The 18,361-nt window shown below is 58.9% G+C and carries 20 protein-coding genes and 1 other RNA gene; 15 read left to right on the forward strand and 6 right to left on the reverse strand.

Going from position 1 to position 18,361, the window contains the following annotated elements; genetic code table 11:
- The first annotated feature begins 42 nt into the window (after positions 1-42).
- The 9 genes from NW842_RS09115 to NW842_RS09155 all read left to right on the forward strand — a co-directional run bounded on the left by NW842_RS09115 (position 43) and on the right by NW842_RS09155 (position 8,148).
- Entirely contained in the window at positions 43-1,227 is a 1,185-nt protein-coding gene (locus tag NW842_RS09115; protein ID WP_414417896.1) for an LL-diaminopimelate aminotransferase, read from the forward strand.
- 109 nt (positions 1,228-1,336) lie between these two features.
- A complete protein-coding gene (locus tag NW842_RS09120) occupies positions 1,337-2,080 on the forward strand; it encodes a hypothetical protein (protein ID WP_238376831.1) in 744 nt (247 codons plus the stop codon).
- 247 nt (positions 2,081-2,327) lie between these two features.
- Complete coding sequence (hisD, locus tag NW842_RS09125) at positions 2,328-3,641, forward strand: histidinol dehydrogenase (RefSeq protein ID WP_414417897.1); 1,314 nt, start codon at positions 2,328-2,330, stop codon at positions 3,639-3,641.
- A gap of 110 nt (positions 3,642-3,751) precedes the next feature.
- Positions 3,752-4,564 (forward strand): hypothetical protein, encoded by an 813-nt coding sequence (locus NW842_RS09130; protein WP_414373477.1) that lies wholly within the window; start codon positions 3,752-3,754, stop codon positions 4,562-4,564.
- A gap of 28 nt (positions 4,565-4,592) precedes the next feature.
- Entirely contained in the window at positions 4,593-4,898 is a 306-nt protein-coding gene (locus NW842_RS09135; protein WP_414356294.1) for a hypothetical protein, read from the forward strand.
- A gap of 24 nt (positions 4,899-4,922) precedes the next feature.
- On the forward strand, positions 4,923-6,101 hold the full coding sequence (locus NW842_RS09140; RefSeq protein ID WP_414373474.1) for a tetratricopeptide repeat protein: 1,179 nt from the start codon (positions 4,923-4,925) through the stop codon (positions 6,099-6,101).
- A gap of 371 nt (positions 6,102-6,472) precedes the next feature.
- Entirely contained in the window at positions 6,473-6,667 is a 195-nt protein-coding gene (locus tag NW842_RS09145; RefSeq protein ID WP_414417898.1) for a hypothetical protein, read from the forward strand.
- Positions 6,654-7,421, forward strand: a complete 768-nt coding sequence (locus tag NW842_RS09150; RefSeq protein ID WP_414356291.1) for an RNA polymerase sigma factor SigF — start codon at positions 6,654-6,656, stop codon at positions 7,419-7,421. The genes NW842_RS09145 and NW842_RS09150 overlap by 14 nt, the downstream gene beginning before the upstream one ends.
- Positions 7,422-7,554: 133 nt before the next feature.
- Complete coding sequence (locus NW842_RS09155) at positions 7,555-8,148, forward strand: SAM-dependent methyltransferase (RefSeq protein ID WP_414373469.1); 594 nt, start codon at positions 7,555-7,557, stop codon at positions 8,146-8,148.
- Here NW842_RS09155 and NW842_RS09160 read toward each other — a convergent pair.
- The 3 genes from NW842_RS09160 to NW842_RS09170 are packed head-to-tail and all read right to left on the reverse strand — an operon-like array spanning position 8,145 to position 9,745.
- Positions 8,145-8,570, reverse strand: a complete 426-nt coding sequence (locus NW842_RS09160) for a VOC family protein (RefSeq protein WP_414356288.1) — start codon at positions 8,568-8,570, stop codon at positions 8,145-8,147. The two genes, NW842_RS09155 and NW842_RS09160, sit on opposite strands and share 4 nt — an antisense overlap.
- A gap of 53 nt (positions 8,571-8,623) precedes the next feature.
- Positions 8,624-9,337, reverse strand: a complete 714-nt coding sequence (locus NW842_RS09165) for an isochorismatase family protein (RefSeq protein WP_414373467.1) — start codon at positions 9,335-9,337, stop codon at positions 8,624-8,626.
- 27 nt (positions 9,338-9,364) lie between these two features.
- Entirely contained in the window at positions 9,365-9,745 is a 381-nt protein-coding gene (locus NW842_RS09170; protein WP_414356286.1) for a Rid family hydrolase, read from the reverse strand.
- 204 nt (positions 9,746-9,949) lie between these two features.
- Between NW842_RS09170 and NW842_RS09175 the strand changes: the two genes are divergently transcribed.
- The 4 genes from NW842_RS09175 (at position 9,950) to NW842_RS09190 (ending at position 13,043) form a co-directional block, all read left to right on the forward strand.
- Positions 9,950-10,978, forward strand: coding sequence for a rod shape-determining protein (locus NW842_RS09175; protein ID WP_414356309.1), 1,029 nt, complete (start codon positions 9,950-9,952; stop codon positions 10,976-10,978).
- A gap of 67 nt (positions 10,979-11,045) precedes the next feature.
- On the forward strand, positions 11,046-11,798 hold the full coding sequence (gene mreC, locus NW842_RS09180; RefSeq protein ID WP_011434053.1) for a rod shape-determining protein MreC: 753 nt from the start codon (positions 11,046-11,048) through the stop codon (positions 11,796-11,798).
- The gene (gene mreD / locus NW842_RS09185; RefSeq protein ID WP_414356284.1) at positions 11,776-12,420 is read left to right on the forward strand and encodes a rod shape-determining protein MreD; all 645 of its coding nucleotides are present in this window, start codon (positions 11,776-11,778) and stop codon (positions 12,418-12,420) included. Before mreC ends, mreD begins: the two co-directional genes overlap by 23 nt.
- A 395-nt stretch (positions 12,421-12,815) precedes the next feature.
- Positions 12,816-13,043, forward strand: a complete 228-nt coding sequence (locus tag NW842_RS09190; protein ID WP_414417899.1) for an indolepyruvate ferredoxin oxidoreductase subunit alpha — start codon at positions 12,816-12,818, stop codon at positions 13,041-13,043.
- A 198-nt stretch (positions 13,044-13,241) separates the two neighbouring features.
- On the opposite strand, the gene NW842_RS09195 is transcribed toward NW842_RS09190, so the two are convergent.
- Complete coding sequence (locus tag NW842_RS09195) at positions 13,242-13,766, reverse strand: YIP1 family protein (protein WP_414356283.1); 525 nt, start codon at positions 13,764-13,766, stop codon at positions 13,242-13,244.
- A gap of 85 nt (positions 13,767-13,851) precedes the next feature.
- Between NW842_RS09195 and ssrS the strand changes: the two genes are divergently transcribed.
- Positions 13,852-14,039: non-coding RNA, 6S RNA (gene ssrS / locus NW842_RS09200), on the forward strand.
- Positions 14,040-14,246: 207 nt separating this feature from the next.
- On the opposite strand, the gene NW842_RS09205 is transcribed toward ssrS, so the two are convergent.
- A complete protein-coding gene (locus NW842_RS09205; protein ID WP_414417900.1) occupies positions 14,247-16,223 on the reverse strand; it encodes a protein kinase domain-containing protein in 1,977 nt (658 codons plus the stop codon).
- A 141-nt stretch (positions 16,224-16,364) separates the two neighbouring features.
- Here NW842_RS09205 and NW842_RS09210 point away from each other — a divergent pair, with 141 nt between their 5' ends.
- Positions 16,365-17,246 carry an inositol monophosphatase family protein gene (locus tag NW842_RS09210; protein ID WP_414417901.1) on the forward strand — a complete coding sequence of 294 codons (882 nt, stop codon included), beginning with the start codon at positions 16,365-16,367 and terminating at the stop codon, positions 17,244-17,246.
- Here NW842_RS09210 and NW842_RS09215 read toward each other — a convergent pair.
- On the reverse strand, positions 17,201-18,184 hold the full coding sequence (locus NW842_RS09215; RefSeq protein ID WP_414356280.1) for a glycosyltransferase family 2 protein: 984 nt from the start codon (positions 18,182-18,184) through the stop codon (positions 17,201-17,203). The genes NW842_RS09210 and NW842_RS09215 overlap by 46 nt on opposite strands.
- Positions 18,185-18,361 lie beyond the last annotated feature (177 nt).

Below are 18,361 nucleotides of genomic sequence, written 5' to 3' on the forward strand. Positions count from 1 at the left end.
CTCAAGCTAGGATAGACCCCCCTGCTTTGCAAGAGTTGTTGCATGTCGATTCCCCTCGCCCAGCGACTTCAGCCCCTCGGCGGCAATGTGTTTGACCAAATGGATCGAGCCAAGCGAGAGGCTCGTCGCTCTGGCCTGGATGTGATCGATCTGTCTCTGGGATCCTCCGATCTGCCCCCACCTTCAGACTCCTTGGCGGCCATCCAATCGGCTCTGTCGGATCCCTCTACCTATGGCTACACGCTGTTTCACGACACGGCGGACTTTCGGACGGCCTGCGCCAAGTGGTACATGGGGAAGTTCGGCCTGGAGATCGATCCGGAAACAGAGGTGCTGCCGTTGATCGGATCCCAGCAGGGAACGGCCCTCTTGCCCCTGGCTTTGCTCAATCCTGGCGATGTTGCCTTGGTCGCCGATCCGGCCTATCCCTCTCATGCGGGCGGGATCCATCTGGCGGGCGGGATCCCCTACTACCTGCCCCTGCGGGCGGAAAACCGCTTCTTGCCCCGCTGGGATCGGATCCCGGCAGCGATCTGCCGGCAGGCGCGGCTGCTGGTGTTGAACTACCCCCACAACCCCACCACTGCCACCGTCACCCCGGAGTTTTGGCAAGAAACCCTGCAGTTTTGTCAGCAGTACGACATCGTTCTGGCCCACGATTTTCCCTATGTGGACTGGCGCTTCGACGGCCAGGTGGCCCCTTCTGCGCTGCAGGCGGATCCCGATAAAACCCGCACCATCGAGTTTTTTTCTCTCTCCAAGTCCTATCACATGGGGGGGTTCCGGGTGGCCTACGCCATTGGCAGCCGAGAGCTGATCCGAGCCCTGCGGTGGGTGAAATCCACCATCGACTTCCACCAATACCAGGGCATTCTGCGGGGGGCAGCAGCAGCTTTGACAGTTCCCGATAGCTTTTTGCAGCGCTGGCGGCAGGTGTACCGCGAGCGACGGGATATAGCTGTGGCGGCTCTGCACCGCATCGGTTGGCCTGTGCCCTTGCCAGAAGCCACCATGTATCTGTGGGCGCCTCTGCCGGAGTTTTATCGCGGCTCTTCTGCCCAGTTTTGTCTGGACTTGGTGAGAGCCACAGGGGTTGCCCTGTCTCCCGGTTCTGGCTTTGGCCCCAGTGGGGAAGGCTATGTCCGCTTTGCTTTGGTGGTCGAGGGATCCCGTCTGGAGGAGGCGGTGGGACGGATCGAGGCGTTTTTGTCCCGGTGCATTTCCTAAATCCCAAAATCGAGCATCCACCTCTCGCAACTGCGGTTGGTTGTGCTCGCCCACCCTCGGGCAATCTAAGTCAGGATAAGAGTAAGAGTGTTATCCAAGTTGAGTGGGCATGGAGAAGGAAACGCTCGACAGTTTTTTGTCCATCCGTGGGGTGATGGGGGTGGCGCTCTTGAGTCGGGCAGGTCGCCCTTTCTTCTACCGCTCTTTTCAGGATTTGGATAGCCGACAGCAACAGGCCCTCACCGAAGGGCTGTTTCAAGTTTTGCAGACCATGCCCCCAGGACTTGACTATTTTGACTTTCAGTTTGCCGAGCAGCGGGTTTTCGTTTACCCCCTTGGGCCGGAATGGGCGCTGCTGGTGGCGGTGAATGACGAGCTGGTGATGCCGGTTTACACCTTGGCCGTGAACCGCCTGCGAGCCGAGCTGCAGCAGGATACGCCAAAGGGCTTGGCCACCTTTCGTCTATTTACCAGCCAGGCGGAGGCAGGCCGGAACGCTACCCAGCCCAGTTCCGCTCCTGCGGCGGGCCCGCGCATGGAGATGGATGTCTTCGTGCAATCTCTGAACCGTCTCTGCCAGATTACAACCGGCTATTTGGGCAAGGCGGTGATCGTCAACTATTGGAAGGCAGCACGGCAGGAAGTGGTGGAACGCCAGGGATCCAAAGCAGAATGGCTGAACCAGTTCGAGATCGAGCGCAGCGGCCAGATCCACTACCGGGGATCCCTCAAGGAACTGGACGAATCTCAGCAAAGGGTGCTACGGGATTGGGTGCTGGCTTTTTTCCGTCGCTGTGAAGAGGTAATCCACGATTTTCGCAACTTGATCAAATCGACAGAACTGGGCCTATGAAAAAGGGGCAGGCTTTTTCCTAAGTAGGGCTATCGGCGAACTCTACCCGGCTCTTGGTCGAGGAAAATCCAGGCTAAGCTATGACCATGATCAACTCGGATCGCGCCAGGTGCAGACAAGATCCCTGCCTGGGGATGTCCCTTCTTGTCGCCGCAAGCCGACCCAGCGAAAGATCCGCTTTGCTACCGCGATGCCGCCGGATCCCTCGTTACTATGGGGTTGCGGCACTCTACGCGAAGGAGTCGCTATGCTGAGAATCGTCACCCAGCTAGCCGAGGCTGAAGCCGAGCTCAGACGGATCTCGGAGCGCACTCAGGCTGACCAGAACCTGCACCGTGAAGCAACCGTGCGGGAGATCCTGCAAGCGGTACGCCGTCAGGGGGATCGGGCCCTGCTGACCTATACGGCTGAGTTCGACCAGGTGGAGCTGAGCGTTGCCGAGCTGAAGGTGTCTGGGGCCGAGCTAGAGGCAGCTTACCAGGCGGTATCTCCGCAGTTGCTTTCAGCCCTACGGCTGGCCAAGCAGCGCATTGAAGCTTTTCACCGGCAGCGGGTGCCCAGCAGTTGGGTAAGCTTTCCCGGCCCTGAGATCGTCTTGGGCAAGCAATACCGCCCTGTGGATCGCGCCGGCCTCTACATTCCGGGAGGGCGAGCCGCCTATCCCAGCACGGTGTTGATGAACGCCATCCCGGCCCAGGTGGCAGGGGTGCCCGAGATTGTGATGGTGACGCCACCGGGATCCGACGGCTCGGGGGGCAAGGGGATTAGCCCGGCCATTTTGGTGGCCGCCCAAGAAGTAGGCATCCACACCATCTATCGCGTTGGAGGGGCTCAGGCAATAGGGGCTTTGGCCTACGGCACCGAGACCATCCCCAAGGTGGACGTGATCACCGGCCCCGGCAACATCTACGTAACGTTGGCCAAAAAGCTGGTGTACGGCACGGTGGGGATCGACTCGCTGGCCGGGCCATCGGAGGTGTTGATCATCGCCGACGAGAGCGCCAACCCCCTTTATGTGGCTGCCGATTTGCTGGCCCAAGCCGAGCATGATCCCCTGGCGGCGGCCATCCTTCTGACCACCGATCTCAAGCTGGCCCAGCAGGTGCAGCAGGCGGTGGCCACCCAGATGGAGGCCCATCCCAACCGTCTGATGGTGGAAAAGTCGGTGGTGAACTACGGTCTGATTGCGGTGGTGCCGGATCTGACGGCGGCGGTGGCTTTGTCCAACCTGTTTGCGCCAGAGCATTTGGAACTGCAGGTGGCAGATCCCTGGGCTTTGCTGGATCCCATTCGCCATGCGGGGGCCATTTTCTTGGGCCACCATACTCCGGAGGCGGTAGGAGATTACCTGGCCGGCCCCAACCATACCCTGCCTACGGCAGGCTCAGCCCGCTACGCCTCGGCTCTGGGGGTAGAAACTTTCCTAAAGCATTCCAGTCTGATTCAATACGGCTCAGCGGCTTTGCGGGAGGTGGCCAGCGCAATTCAGGCCCTCGCCCAGGCGGAGGGGTTGCCTGCCCATGGCCAGTCGGTGCAGGTGCGGTTGGCAGAAGGAGGCTAGAGGGTTTGCAAAAGCCTTGTCTCAAGCCTTACAGCCGTGGTCGCGTACCGGAGGGCAGGATGACGGGTTGGGTCAGGCGAAAGGGGCAGTGGGGGCTTGCGGCAGTTGGGATGAGCTGGGCTCTGTTGCTGGCGAATCCGGCAGTGTCTTCCTCCGGCAGGATCCCTTCTCCCCACTGCTGTCGCGAACAGGATGCCGCTCTGTCGGTGCAACGGAGTTCTTCTTCTGCTGTTTCTATCCCTTGGGATTGGGTGTATGGGTTGCAGGAGCAAGCCCGGCAACGGCAATGCACGGTGGTTGGCCTGTTGCGCAGCGATCCCCTGCCGGCGCCAGATCCCCAGTGGCAGGTGTACACACGGCTGGATTTGGTGGCTACACCCGAGGCTGGTCGGTTGACCAGTGTGTTGTTTGCCGAGAACACCCGTACTCAAGCCCTGCAAGTCGTTTATCAAGCCTCGGCGTCTGTGTACGACCCTGCCGAGCCATTGGATTTTGCCATGATCCTGCCTTTGGCCTGGCAGGGGAACACTTTGCTGGCGCGGGAGTACGAAGGCTGGTTCCAAACCGATTTGAGCTGGGATCGGGCGGTGGTCTGGCCCTTGCCCACCGGCTCGACAGGGATCCCACCGGTGCAAATCTGGGATCCGCCGCCGGCGCTGGGGTATGCGCAGCTGCTGGGCTGGGATCCCCAGGCGCGAGAGCGGGTGCTGTTTGCGGTGGCCGATAGCCTTGGAGAGATGCCCCGCTTGGTGAGCGTGGGCCCAGACCGCCAGGTGTTGCTGCGAGCGCCTGCCGTTGCCCTTTCCCCAACTCCCTCTTCTCTACAGGGGTGGCAGGAGATCCGGCCCAAGGGGGGAGAGCCTCTCTGCCACCAAAGCCGTTTTGGGCTGGAGCAGGGAGGGGAAAATGAAAAATTAAACTGAGATGCAGAAGCCTGTGGGAGCGACAACCATGTCCAAACCGGTGGTGCGGCGGGGCTGGCCTCTGGAGGCCTTTGTCGGGGATGTAATCGTCTGTACCCTAGAGGGATCCCATCTGGATCAGGTGACGGAAATCCGAGTCAGCCCGGCGGGCAAAGGGATCCGGGTCAGCTTTGGGGATCCCTTGGGGCGATCCCGAGAGCCGGTGCAGGCCAGTGCCGAGCACCTGACGGTTACCTTCGAGATCGATCCCAGCACCTACCCCGGTGAGAAGCGCATTGAGCTGATCTCGCCGGCAGGGCCGAGCGATCCCTTGCCCTTTTTGGTGATGATGTAAAGGCGCGAAGAGAGGCAGTGGATCATGCCGTTTGCGATTGCCCCGACCGACTTGGGCGTGCTGGTGCTGGGGGTGGGCCTGTTGCTTTTGGCCGGGGGTTGGGCCTGGTGGCTGCGGCGGCAGAAGCGTGCTGCTTCCCCAGAATCGACAACCGTTTCGCCCGTCCCGGCGGTTGACCCATCGGCTCTTTCGGCGGAACAAGCGGCTCAACTGGAGCCGTTCGAGCAGGCGCTGGGAGATCAGCCGCAGGATCCCATTGCCTGGTACAACCGCGCCACCACCCTCGACCACCTGGGGCAAGCCCAAGCTGCCCTCGCCAGCTACGACCGCGCCCTGGAGCTGAAGCCGGATTTCCCCGAAGCCTGGAACAACCGTGGTTCTCTGCTGGACGATCTCGGTCGCCATCAGGAAGCTCTGGCCAGCTATGAGCGGGCTCTGCAACTGAAGCCGGATTTTTTTGAGGCCCGCTTTAACCAGGCCAACACGCTGCGGCAATTGGGCCGCTACGAAGAAGCCCTACGCGCCTACGAGCGCGCTCTTGCTCTCAGCCCCGATAGCCCGGAAACGTGGTACCTGCACGGGCTAACCTTAGCCTCTCTGGGGCGGTGGCAGGGATCCTTGATCAGCTACGACAAAGCCCTCGCCATCAACCCCGTCGATGCTCAAGTTTGGCAGAGTCGGGGGCTGGCTCTGTTTCACCTAGAGCGCTACGCCGATGCTCTGGCCAGCTACGAACGAGCCCTGCAACTGGGATCCGAATCCGTCTCTCTCTGGGCCGGCCACGCCCTTGCCCACCACCGCCTCGGCAACCCGATGGAGGCCCTCAACAGCTACGACCGTGCCCTGGCGCAAGATCCCAAACGCCCTCAGATCTGGGTGCAGCGCGGCCTGGTTCTGATGGACTTGAACCTCTACGAGCTGGCCATCCAGAGTTTTGATCGGGCCCTGCAGATGGATCCCGACAATGCCGAGGCTCACTACGCCAAAGCCTGCTGCTGCGCCTGGGAAGGCCAAGTGCCTCAGGCCCTACAAGCCCTGGAGCAAGCCCTACGCCTGGAGCCGGAGCGCTACCGCCCCTTGCTCTCCTCTGAACCCTATTTCCACCCCATTCGCGAGGAGCCGAGTTTTGCGTCGTTTTTGGTAGCTCTCGCCGGCACGGAACCCCTCAAGAACCCCCCGCCGCTGTCACGAACAGCCTCTTGACGTTCTCACCTCCCAGAAGGAGAGGAGAGGCTGGAATGCACAGGCTGTTTCACCGCCAACCTGACCCAATTACCAATAACCACGAGAGCACGCCAACAACAGAAATCCGGCAATTTCGTTGGGTCTTACGGGAAAATTGCGCTCTTTTGCCGATGAAACCCGCCGATTTTCCGTGGAGATGCTGTTGCTTGGGTCAAGAAACCTGGTCAAACTAAGAACGTTCCAGCTCTTGGCAAATCTCAACAGTGTCCGGTTGTGCTTCTAACGCCATCCCTGTAGCCCTGTAGCACCTGCTTGCGCAGGGTCTGGCTGGGCAAAAGCGTCTCTTGACTGGATGGGTGTTGGTTGTGGGTGGGATCCTCAACCTTTGAATGGTTTTCGAGTTCCTTGAGTGCTTGTTCTACAGTTATTTTCGGCAAATCGGTAAAGTGGTTGTCTATGATAACGGCCCCTCGCCTGATCTCTCCCAAGAACTCCGTCTCACCGAGGCGACCGGCGGCCTCCACTCCATTGCCTTTGGCCAAGACCGGATTCCCAGCCGCATGTGGATCTATGGCATCTCATGAGGATGTTAAAGCCCGAACCGCCGAACTGTTGCGGCTGTACCACCAGAATCGGGATCCGGCCCTGCGCAATCGACTGGTGGAAATAAACATGGGCTTGGTGCGCAAAGAAGCCCATCACTGGCGCAACCAGTGCAATGAGGGGTACGATGACCTGGTCCAAGTTGGCTGCTTGGGTTTGATTCAGGCCATCGAACGGTTTGATATTACCCGTGGGCTGGCTTTCAGCTCCTTTGCCATGCCCTACATTCGCGGAGAAATTCAACATTACCTGCGAGACAAGAGCCCCACCATGCGGATCCCACGCCGCTGGACAACTCTGCAACGACAAGCCAAGAAGGTGATTGCCCGTCTGCGGCAAGAGTTGGGCCGTTCTCCCTCTGAGGCCGAGGTGAGAGAAGCCCTACAACTGACGGAGCAGGAATGGCGAGAGCTGGAACTGGCTCAACAAAACAGCCTTTTGCTCAGCCTGGATGCCCCGATTCAAACCGAGGAAGACAGCGTCGCTTTGGGGGAGGTCGTTCCGGATCAGCGCTACCGCAGTTTTCAACTGGCCGAAGAAGACCGCATTCGCCTACAGCATGCCTTGGCCAAGCTGGAGGAACGCACCCGCAAGATTTTGGAATTTGTCTTCTTCTACGACCTCACCCAAAAAGAAACGGCAGAGCGGCTGGGGATCAGCGCCGTTACCGTTTCCCGCCAAGTCAAAAAGGGGCTGGAACGTCTGGCCAAGTTGTTGAATCAAGATATTTTTTAAGTTGTTGAATCAGAATATTTTTCGAGATGCTGGAACCGACGCAACTGGCGGTGGCTTTCCACCCTGTAGAACAGCGAGGGCTCTGTACCGCAACAGATTGATAGACTGATGGAAACATGGACGAGAGTATTTGATGAATAGAAAAAACCGCTCTTCTCGGGATCGACCCTTGGCACCCCGCGGTTTCAAGCCTAAGCTCGGTCAGAACTCGGTGGTCAGGGATCCCTTCTTCCAACGCCAGTCCAACCGGCAAAGTCCAGAGGGAATCCGCTTAGCCCCCTATGTGCGCACCTTGCCCTTGGTTGTGGATGCCATGCTGGATTTGGCCCAGGTGGGGAGCGAGGATACTCTGTACGACTTGGGCTGTGGGGATGGCCGCATTCTCATCCGGGCGGCACAGCGCTTTGGCACGCGGGGCGTGGGGGTGGATATCGACCCGGAGCGCATCCTGGAAGCCCAACAGCGGGCCCAAGAAGCCCAAGTTCAGGATCGAGTCACCTTTCTCCAGCAGGATCTGCTCACTCTGGACTTAACCCCGGCGACGGTGGTGAGTTGTTATTTGCTGCCCAGCTCCCACCTGCTGATCCGAGACAAGTTGCGCTCCCAGCTTCGGCCCGGCGCTCGTCTGGTCACCCACTCCTTCGACATGGGGGATTGGCCCCCCACCGCCACCACCACCGTATCGGATGTCATCAACACCTACACCATCTACCTTTGGCGGATCTAACCCTGGGGATCCCAGGCTGTCGCTTCCCCAAAAGCAGCAGAAGGCTGGTGCAGTACAATCCGGTTGCCATCGGGATCCCGAAAATCCACCTCCTGTCCGTGAAAGGCTTGTCGCAGAGGGGAAATGGAGATCTGATAAGCTTCCGCCAACCCCTCCAGTGTTGTCAGGGATCCCTGTAAATCCTGCACCTGTAGGCAGAGGCTCACCGCTTCGGTTTGGGCACCACCATCGAGATGACGGCTGCGATAAAGGCCCAGCCGCAACCCCGGCAGACGAAACTCCACGTACACCGGATCCCCCTCTGTTGGAAGCTGGACTTGGGGAGGGATCCCCAAGAGAGCCCGATAGAAGCGCTGCAGACGGGGCAAGTCTGGGGTAGCCACGCTGACCAAGGCGCCGGAGAGCTGCATCGCAACCGCCAAAAGACCGAGTTGCTTTATCTTAGTTCCTCAATGCTCCACGTCGAAGAACCCCCTTATGCAGTCTTTGCACCAACCCGTGTCGGCACAGCAGCTTGCAAAGCCTGGAGAAACTCATCGCTGCTACAAACCCAGCCAAAAAACTTCTCAATATTGGCTAAGGCGGCCTCCTTGAGCAGGGGCGGCCCCACCTGCAGGGTGGAATCAGATAGCAGCAAACAGAAATATTCGCGGTGAAAAGCTTCTCGGATGGTGGATTCCACACAGACATTGGTGGCAATGCCTGTAAACACGAGATTGCGAATCCGCCGCTGCCGCAGCAGCATATCAAAATGAGTTCCGGCGAAAGCACTGTAGCGAGTTTTCTGGAGAACGATTTCTCCAGGGAGAGGTCTTAATGCCTCAACAAAATCATAGTCCCACGTGCCCTTAATCAATAATTTTCCTGACAACTCGGGCCGTTGGCGCATCAACTTCAGGGCGTTGGATTTGTACCAATTGGGGGAGCCGGGACCACCTGCCTCCTCAAGTTGGGGATCCCAGCCATTTTGAGTAAAGATGATCGGCATTTGTAAAGGGCGAACCGCTTCCAGCACACGGGCGATAACCTGAATGACCGCCGGCGCTTCGCCGAGATCACTACCCAAAAGGTCCACATACCCGCCCCTGCTGGCGTAGGCATTTTGCATGTCCACCACGATCAAGGCGGTTTCTTCCAACTGAAAGGTAACCGGATCCGGGCGACTGGGGATCACAATAGGAGTCGGCATTGAAAATCTCCAAATAGACTCAAATCCTCAAGCCCCAATGTGGGCCACGGCAGCAATTTCCACCAGCAGATCAGGACGTACCAAGTCTGCTTTCACCACAAATCGAGCCGGTAATACCCCCGGAAAATACTCTTTGTATACGGCGTTCATGCCCGCATAGTTGGCGTAGTCGGTCAAGAAAACGCTGCAGAAGACGATGTCCTCCATCGTTCCTCCTGCTTCTGTAACGACGCTTTTAATCAGATCCAACACCACGCGAGTTTGGGTGGCGATGTCGGATCCCACCGTCTTGCCCTCCGGATCTAGGGCCAATGTGCCCGAGATGTAGAGGGTATTGCCCACCTTCACGCCGGGAGAATAGGGGGCGATGGCCGGATATCCGGCTGGAGCAATGGCAACCTTAGGCATATGGGATCCCGAATCACAACAGGATTGCACCTTAGCGGCGAATTTAATCTTCCACAGTTGGCTGGGATACAGCTACAGCCGGTTTCTCTGGAGCAGATTCCCGATCTTCGGGGGAGATTCTCTAGCAGAACTAGACTATAGCTAGACTATAGTAGGTACCGAAGCTTGCTGCTTCTTCCCAAGTCAAGACTGGAGCGACTTACCGTGGGGTTCTTCAGCCGATTTTCCCGTGATATGGGCATTGATTTGGGCACTGCCAACACGCTGGTCTACGTGGCCGGGCGAGGCATTGTCCTGCAAGAGCCCTCTGTGGTTGCCATCGACCAAAACACCAAGCAACCCCTGGCTGTGGGGGAAGATGCCAAAAAAATGTTGGGCCGTACCCCAGGCAACATCGTGGCGGTGCGTCCTCTGCGAGATGGGGTGATTGCCGACTTCGACACGGCGGAGATGATGCTAAAACACTTCATCCACCGCGTACACGAGGGCCGGTACCTCATTGCTCCGCGCATTGTGATTGGGATCCCCAGCGGCGTGACCGGAGTGGAGCGACGGGCTGTGATGGAAGCCGCTCTCCAGGCCGGGTCGCGGGAGGTGTATTTGGTGGATGAGCCGGTGGCAGCAGCCATTGGGGCCGGGCTGCCGGTGCAAGAGCCCACCGGGAACATGATCATCGACATCGGCGGCGGCACCACTGAGGTAGCCGTCCTTAGCTTGCAGGGGATCGTGCTGAGCGAGTCGGTGCGGGTAGCGGGAGATGAACTGAGCGAGGCCATCGCCCAGTACATGAAAAAAGTCCACAACCTCACCATCGGGGAGCGCACTGCCGAAGAGATCAAGATTCAGATCGGTTCTGCCTACCCGATTCAAGAGGAACTGACCATGGAGGTGCGCGGGTTACACCTGCTCTCCGGTTTACCCCGTACCGTTACGGTGAAAAGCACCGAAATCCGCGAGAGCATGGCCGAGCCCCTCTCGGTGATTGTGGAAGCCATTAAGCGCACCCTGGAGCGCACTCCACCGGAATTGGCTGCCGACATTATCGACCGCGGCATCATGCTGGCCGGCGGAGGAGCCTTGCTCAAGGGTCTGGATGCCCTGATCAGCCATGAAACCGGGATCTTGGTTCACATTGCTCCGGATCCCCTCAGTTGTGTGGTGCTGGGTACAGGGCGAGTTCTGGAGGATTTCAAAACCTTGGGTCGAGTGTTGAGCGGCAGCTTCAAGGGCTAGAGGCGCTTCTCCCTCTCCCTGATTTCCTGATTTGAGGTGTGAGTCGAGTGGGTCGGAGAGGTATTGCTTGAATCGGCTACGCCAATGGTGGAGGCGCTACGGCTTGGGGTTACTCCTGTCTGCTTTGGCGATGGGGGTAGCATTGGGCTTGCGCCAAACCCAGGGATCCCTGTTGGTGGAGCTGTACAGTTGGATCACCGCCCCGGCCCGTCCACCTGTGGATCCCGCCGCGGTGCTCAGCCAGGCCGCCAACCGTGAGCTGCAAGCCCTGGTAGCCGAGCTGCAGTACCAAAACCGCGAGCTGAAGCGGCTGCTGCAATTTACCGAGCAGATGCCCCAAGCGGGGATCCCGGCAGCAGTGGTGGGTCGCAGCGCCGATCACTGGTGGCAACAGCTCACCCTCAGCCGCGGCAGCCGGCATGGAGTCAGGGTGGGAGATGTAGTCATGGCGCCGGGCGGGTTGATCGGGCGAGTTGAGTCGGTCACGCCCAACACCAGCCGAGTGCTCCTGATCAGCGATCCCACCAGCCGTGTTGGGGTGATGTTGAGTCGCAGCCGACACATGGGCATCCTGAGGGGTACGGGCACCCAGAGCGCCATTTTGGATTTTTTCGACAAGGCTCCCAAAGTAGAGGTGGGGGATGTGGTGGTGACCTCGGGCCTGAGCAGCTTTTACCCAGCCGGGGTGGTGGTGGGAACGGTTCGAGCGGTCAACTTGGATGCCAGCCCTGCCCCCCAAGCCACTGTCGAACTGTCGGCGCCGCTGGGCCTCTTGGAATGGGCCTTGATCTACCGCTATGCTCAACCCTCTGATTCTTAAGCTCAAGTCTCACCTCAACTGGGTGGTGACTGCCCTATCAGGATTGCTGGCAGCAGTGGCCCCTTGGTGGCGCGGGCCGGGCTTGGAGCTGGCAGGCTTAACCCCAGATTGGCCCTTGATCTGGGTGGTGTGCTGGAGTGTGCGGCGTAAAGCTTGGCAGGGAGCTGTTGCCGGGGTCACCCTGGGTTTTCTGCAAGATGCGCTGACCAGCCCTTGTCCTACCCATGCGCTGGGGCTGGCCGTAGTCGGGATCCTCACCGCCAAGCTGCAAAAACAACGCTACATGCAAGAAGACTTCATCTCGGTGGCCTTGATCGTTTTTGGTATGGTGGTGATTGCCGAAACCCTGATGGCGCTGCAGTGGATGTGGCTTGCCGCCTCCCAGGGATCCGAGGGCCTGGATCCGGCGGGAATGCAAACTTTGCTGGATGGATTGGGGAACTCCCTTCACTCTTTCGGCAGCATCGGCGGCGACGGTTCGCGTTCTCTGGAGAGCATCTGGTGGAACCATCAACGCAATGCCCTCACGTCTGCTATTTTAAGTAGCCTCTGGGCACCTGCTTTGTACTGGCCCCTCAGCCGTTGGTGGCAATCTCAAGAGCGGGATCCCAGAGAGGTTTAGCCTTTGGTTTTGTGGCAAATCATCCTACCTTTCGGTTAAAACTTAGGCCAAAGCAGAGTATGTCCCTTGGCATTTTTGGCAAGAAAGAACTCTCGAGGCGGCGGGAGCCGGTTTGCCGACTGTCTCTGACCTCCCACATGTTGGCGCTGTGCTGAGAGGCCCCAGACAAAGTCAGAAAAAGCGACAATCCGGAAAATTCTTCGTTGGGGAGCAATTTTGGCCTAAAATGAACCCTAGAACTGAGATATAAGTCCCATCTTTTTCAGGCAGCTTCGGGCAAATATCGCGCATTCTAATCAAAAAGTCAACAGCATAGGAAGCGCAGGCGACGTAAAGGCTGACCTTGTGGCAACTGCACTTAGGATTTGACTTAGAGCGTTCATTGGGAGGGATCCATGCCGCATACAATTGTCACCGATATCTGTGAAGGTGTGGCCGACTGTGTAGAGGCTTGCCCCGTCGCCTGCATCTACCCCGGCGATACCAAAAATGCCAAAGGCACCGACTACTTTTGGATTGAGTTTTCCACCTGCATTGACTGTGGCATCTGTTTACAGGTCTGCCCCGTAGAGGGCGCTATTCTGCCGGAGGAAAAGCCGCATCTGCAGCGAGTGCCCCGCTAATTCCGGGGAAGCATCCCTGGCCACACCCCAAGATCCAATGGGAATTATGATCATTTCAACTCCAACTAGGACACTGCACCCACACCTAAAGCCCTGGTCGCATCGTCGCGTCAGCGTTGCGGAGCAACAATACGCAGAACCAGAAGGCTTTTCTTGGTAGCCCAGGCGTCTCACCCTAACCTGAAACAACTATAAGCTTTAGCGCAAGGAAGCCAGAGCAACGACGCCGCTGGTCAGCCAGCTCAGGGACAGGATCCCCCCTAGGAAAGCCAATGGGATCAGGCCCACCAGGCGCCACCACTCCAAATCCAGCGCTACAGCTACCGCCCGCACCTGCCAAACCACAAACCACAGCAGCGCTGCAAGGCCCAGCAGGGATCCCAGTACCCCACCCAACGATTGAGCAGGCCCCAGCAGCAGCCACGGCAAGCCGGCAAACCCCGTCAAGCACAGCAGCGCCGAAAAGGAAGGGGCAGCCCGACCTAAACAGAAGGCCAGCAACTGCAGCAAAGCCGCCAAACTCACCCAGCCCAGGGATCCCATCAGTACTGCCAGCACCATGCTCGGCAGGCTTGCCCCAGAGCGGCGAATCGCCTCTAGGACGTTAAGCAGCCCCACCACCCCAAAGGCTTGCCAGAGAACGGGCTGTTCCCGCAGTGCCCGAAAAGTGCGCTCCGGCAGAAACCAAGCGCCATAGATGTTGTCTAACCAGGAACCGAGCATGGCCGGCAACAAGTCAAGCTATCTTTCATCCTAGCCCTTATGAGCACTTGACAGGCACATCCCAAAAATGGGGTATGATTGGAAAAGGATTCTGCGGCGTTGGTGACTGCCGTTATGTTTTTGCGATCTATACCCTTCGACAATTAGGATGGGAAGTGGATGTGAGAGCAGTAAGCCAAACTTAGATTTGGAAACTATCAACAATCATCCCCGGTATCCTACACTGGATTTTCCAGGTCGAAAACCACGGTAAAACGGCGCAACAGTATCCTCAAAAGAGCCCTCGAAAGGGGGCCTTTTTGTTGCTTGAATGTTGCAGTTGAATTGCCATTGCTTTACGGGATCCCAAGCCAAATTGCCCATAGCCAGGTGGATCCAGTACCATGATGATCTATTTCAATTCCTGGCTCCCCTCTTTCCTAGAGAGAGTCAAAGGGACTGTCGAACTGCGGTTGTTTTTCGGAACGGGATCCCTGGGGCCTAAGAGGCTTGTTGTTGATTTTGAACAGTAGGGATCCGGCGCAAATTCAAAAGCACCATTGCGCTGAGGGGGCGCGTGTTGGCCAGTAGCCCCACGATCAGCAGCAGCCAACTGTTCAAGGCAGTATTGGCCAGCAGCCAGCCCATCAACAGAGCCGATCCTGCCCCTTCGGCAACTGCCGCCAAGAGCCAAGCCCGGCCACCTTTCCAGCCCTGAGACCACAAGGCCCATTGCAGCCCACCGACGCCAACCCCCACCAGCAAACCGCGCAGCACATCTCCCATCGCCCGCAAGGCATTTTGGAGCCAGGGATCCGTCGGGTTAAAAGCAGAGGTTGCTACCCCCACCTGGGGAGCGAGGAAATCCGCCGCCGCCCAGCCCAAAGCCGTGGCCAGCAAAGTTGCAGCCACCCATCCCACCGAAACCTGCCGCCGCAACACCAGCCACTGCAGCAGCCCCATCAGCAAGCCAAGGCCGGCTCCAGCCACCGCTTCTTGTAGTGATCCCAAAGCCGCCAGCAGAGGCGCTGATGCCCCCAGCCCCAGGTAGCCGATCCCAGCCGCCCCCAAATTGGCCAAGAGCCAACTCAACGCCGACCCTTTGCCCAGGCGGGGTGCATTCAGGGGTGCATCCAACAGATGAGAGCCGGACTTGCTGTTGACATGTTCCTGCCCAACCTTCTGTTCCACCTCGCGCAGCCCCTGTTCCGCTGAAGGGTTACCCGGCTCCAGCCGCAGCACCCCTTGATAATCCATCTGGGCAAGGCCCCAATGTCCCTGCCGTTGGTGGGCCAGGCCGCGGTAGAGATAGTAGCGGGCTTCGTTGGGGGCGCTCTGGATCAGCTCATTGAGCAGATGGACGGCCATCTTGTACTCGCCTGCCTCGATCAGCCTTACCGCCCGTTGTAGCTTTTCTTCCTCGTCTGGGGCGGCTCGACCCATCGGCTGTTGGGAAGTCGGCTGGCCAAATCCGGTCGGGATCCGCGGGGGGCGAACACCTTGAGGTGAACGAGAGGAATTTGAGGGGACGAACGGGGCAGGAGGGGCAACCTTGTTTCCATAGACAGCCTGTAGCTGCTGGCTGAGCCCTTCCATGTTGGCTGGGCGGAGGGCAGGGTCTTTCTCTAGGCACTGGAGGATGACCCTCTCCAGAGCAGCAGGGATGGGGTGGGCTAGCTTGTGGTCTTGGAAGGGGCGGGGCTTTTGAAAGTTGTGGACGTGGTACCAGCCTTGCAAGGTGTCGGTATCCGGCTCGAAGGGCAACGCACCAGTTAACAGCTCGTACAGCACCACCCCCAAGGAATAGATGTCGGAGCGGCCATCCAGCTTTTCTCCGCGCATTTGCTCGGGCGAGGCATAGACCATCGTGCCCAAAAAATAGCCCGTCTGCGTCAGGCCACGAGAGGTCTCCCCCATGAGCTTGGAAATGCCGAAGTCCAGGATCTTGACCCGCTCTTTCCCATCGGGCCCTTTCTGCACAAAGATGTTGCTGGGTTTAATGTCGCGGTGGATGACGCCGCGAATGGAGTGCTTGCCCAGATCCATCTGAAAGTTGTGGGCGTGGTGCAGGGCAGAGCAAATTTGCAGAGCCAAGTTCACCACTCGCTCTGGGTGCAAGGGGCCTTCCCGAGCCAGCACATAGTCCAACCCCTGGCCGCTGTAGGGTTTGGCGTTCAGGTACTCCATCACCAGGTAGGGCTGGTTTTGGTACAGGCCGTAAGAGCGCACCTGCACGATGTTGGGGTGCTCGCCCAACAGAGCGCTGACCCTGGCCTCATCCATGAAGCGTTGCTGCAGTTGCTGGTAGTACTCTGGGCCCATGTCCGGGGGCGGCGGGCGCAACAACTTGACGGCCACCAGCTCGTCATTGAGCTGGGTATCCACCGCCTCGAACACATTGCCGTAGCCACCCTCGCTGATGTGGCGGGTCAGCCGGTAGCGGTTGCCAATCAGTTGTCCAATCAGGCGCTGGTTCATGGAGGAGGGTGGCCAGCTGGGGAGTTTACCTATGATTTGATTCTATTCAGCTTATGGGCCTAGAACCTGCTTGTGAGGGATCCGCTGCCATTGCGACCCCTTTTCCACCCCAAAAGCCAGGGATCCCGCTAGGATTGGGGCATGAGTGCTCCTTCTGCAACTGCTGCTCTATCCCCTTTCTGGCTGGAGGTTACCGAGTTTGCCTTGCAGGCTACGGCCAGCGTGGGATCCCAGCTCTTGGCAGACTTTGGCCAGGCCCACCCTACGGTTCGCGCCAGCGGGACGGAGTCCTTAAAAGCCGACGGCAGCTTGGTAACCTCTTCTGACCAGTGGGCGGATCGCGCTTTTCAAGGGGCCATTGCCGCTGCCTACCCCGATCACGGTTATCTGAGCGAGGAATCCAACCACATTTTTCCCGAGAAGGAGTGGTGTTGGGTAGTGGATCCTTTGGATGGCACCACCAATTTTGCCCGTGGGATCCCCATTTGGGGCAGCTCCTTGGCTTTGCTGCATTGGGGCGTGCCGGTGTTTGGCTGTGTCCATCTGCCGCCCATCCGCCAGACTTTTTACGGTTATTGGCCTCGGTTTCCTGGGGATGCAGCAGCAGGAGCTTTTCTCACCCGCCACGACCGGGATCCCGCCTGTCCCCAGCCAATCCGTCCTAGCACCGCCTCACCCGGCCCCAACCAATTGTTTAATTTCTGTTCCCGCAGCAGCCATTGGATTAGCCCGCAATTCCCTTGCAAAGCGCGGATGTTGGGGGGCGCTGCCTACAACCTGCTGGCGGTGGCCGGTGGCGGCCTTCTGGGGGCGGTGGAACGCTCGCCCAAGATCTGGGATGTGGCGGCAGTGTGGGTCATTGTCAAGGGGGCCGGTGCCGTTTGGGAACCCCTGAGCTGCACCGATCCGGATCCCGGCCAGCCTCTGATTCCCGGCAAGGATTATGGCCGACTCACTTACCCCGCCCTGGTGGCAGCTCAAGCCGAGTGGATCCCCTTATTTCGCGCTTTCATCGCTCTGTAGCCTTCGTAAACGGCCTGCACGTTGTACCAGTTGAGGAAAAAAATCCGGCACAGCTCCAAGGCCAACTGCGAGCGGCCATGCCGGATCAGCCAGCGCAGCAGCGGTTCCACCCGCTTCTCGTTCAGCCAGCCCCCCAGGGATAAAAGGCCCCACAGGAATTGGTGCAGGGGCGTCAGTTGGATCATCAGGCGCACGGCCCAGGTGGGGTGTTTTTGGTAAAAGAGAATACCCATGCGGCCCCGCTGCCGTTCCCGCTCAATCAATCCTGGGATCTGCTGCAGCTCAAAGGGCGGATGCCAGTGGTAGCCGGTGGCCTGGGGGCACTTGACCAGGCGCAGGCCCAAACGTTTTAGCCGCACCCCCAGCTCCAGGTCTTCCCAGCCGTAGAGGTGAAACCGCTCGTCAAAGGGGCCGGCGGGGGTTTCGCAGGCCAGCTCCAACCAATGGCGGGCAATGGCCACGTTGCCGGTGGCGAAAAAGGCTGCCGAAAAATCGGTGGGCTTGAAGGGTTCGGAGCGGGGATCCTGAAAATTGCTCGTGTTGATCACCCGCCCGTAGGTGAAGACCTTGGCCTCGTGGGGGGAGCGGGGATCCCCTGTGACGCCGTGCCGCCGCAGCATCTGGGCGTGGCTGGCCAAGAAGTGATCCACCACCACCAGGTCGCTGTCGATAAAGACGATGAGGGATCCCTGGGCGTGGCGAAACCCCAGGTTGCGGGCAGCGGCGGGGCCGCGGTGCTCCTGCTGCAACAGTTTCCACTGGGGCAAGCCAACGGGGTTGTTCTGCAGCCATTCCACTGTGCCATCGGTGGAGCCATCGTCCACCACCACCACCTCGTAGCCCTCGTAGGGGCCGGGCTGCTGCTGCGCCAGGGCCCGCAGACACTGCTCCAAAATGGGACGGCGGTTGTAGGTGGGAATGATGACGCTGATGTACACCGGGGATCCCTGGAGATGGCCGTGCAACCTTAGAGCAAAAGTTGAGCAAAACGCTTCAGGGAGGAGGGGTTCGCGCTGCCTGTTAGGCTAGAGGGCTTTTAGGAGCATGACTCTAGTCAATAATAAGCTCAACTATACTGAAAATAATGTATAATATGTTCAGTACGGATTACTACC

The organism is Synechococcus sp. R55.4 (genome assembly GCF_047461935.1).
Classification (GTDB): domain Bacteria; phylum Cyanobacteriota; class Cyanobacteriia; order Thermostichales; family Thermostichaceae; genus Thermostichus.

Bases quoted from the DNA above. Each gene is read 5' to 3' on its own strand.
- NW842_RS09115 (WP_414417896.1), top strand. From the start codon at position 43: ATGTCGATTCCCCTCGCCCAGCGACTTCAGCCCCTCGGCGGCAATGTG.
- NW842_RS09120 (WP_238376831.1), top strand. From the start codon at position 1,337: ATGGAGAAGGAAACGCTCGACAGTTTTTTGTCCATCCGTGGGGTGATG.
- hisD (WP_414417897.1), top strand. From the start codon at position 2,328: ATGCTGAGAATCGTCACCCAGCTAGCCGAGGCTGAAGCCGAGCTCAGA.
- NW842_RS09130 (WP_414373477.1), top strand. From the start codon at position 3,752: ATGAGCTGGGCTCTGTTGCTGGCGAATCCGGCAGTGTCTTCCTCCGGC.
- NW842_RS09135 (WP_414356294.1), top strand. From the start codon at position 4,593: ATGTCCAAACCGGTGGTGCGGCGGGGCTGGCCTCTGGAGGCCTTTGTC.
- NW842_RS09140 (WP_414373474.1), top strand. From the start codon at position 4,923: ATGCCGTTTGCGATTGCCCCGACCGACTTGGGCGTGCTGGTGCTGGGG.
- NW842_RS09145 (WP_414417898.1), top strand. From the start codon at position 6,473: ATGGTTTTCGAGTTCCTTGAGTGCTTGTTCTACAGTTATTTTCGGCAA.
- NW842_RS09150 (WP_414356291.1), top strand. From the start codon at position 6,654: ATGGCATCTCATGAGGATGTTAAAGCCCGAACCGCCGAACTGTTGCGG.
- NW842_RS09155 (WP_414373469.1), top strand. From the start codon at position 7,555: ATGAATAGAAAAAACCGCTCTTCTCGGGATCGACCCTTGGCACCCCGC.
- NW842_RS09165 (WP_414373467.1), bottom strand. From the start codon at position 9,337: ATGCCGACTCCTATTGTGATCCCCAGTCGCCCGGATCCGGTTACCTTT.
- NW842_RS09170 (WP_414356286.1), bottom strand. From the start codon at position 9,745: ATGCCTAAGGTTGCCATTGCTCCAGCCGGATATCCGGCCATCGCCCCC.
- mreD (WP_414356284.1), top strand. From the start codon at position 11,776: ATGCTCAACCCTCTGATTCTTAAGCTCAAGTCTCACCTCAACTGGGTG.
- NW842_RS09190 (WP_414417899.1), top strand. From the start codon at position 12,816: ATGCCGCATACAATTGTCACCGATATCTGTGAAGGTGTGGCCGACTGT.
- NW842_RS09195 (WP_414356283.1), bottom strand. From the start codon at position 13,766: ATGCTCGGTTCCTGGTTAGACAACATCTATGGCGCTTGGTTTCTGCCG.
- NW842_RS09205 (WP_414417900.1), bottom strand. From the start codon at position 16,223: ATGAACCAGCGCCTGATTGGACAACTGATTGGCAACCGCTACCGGCTG.
- NW842_RS09210 (WP_414417901.1), top strand. From the start codon at position 16,365: ATGAGTGCTCCTTCTGCAACTGCTGCTCTATCCCCTTTCTGGCTGGAG.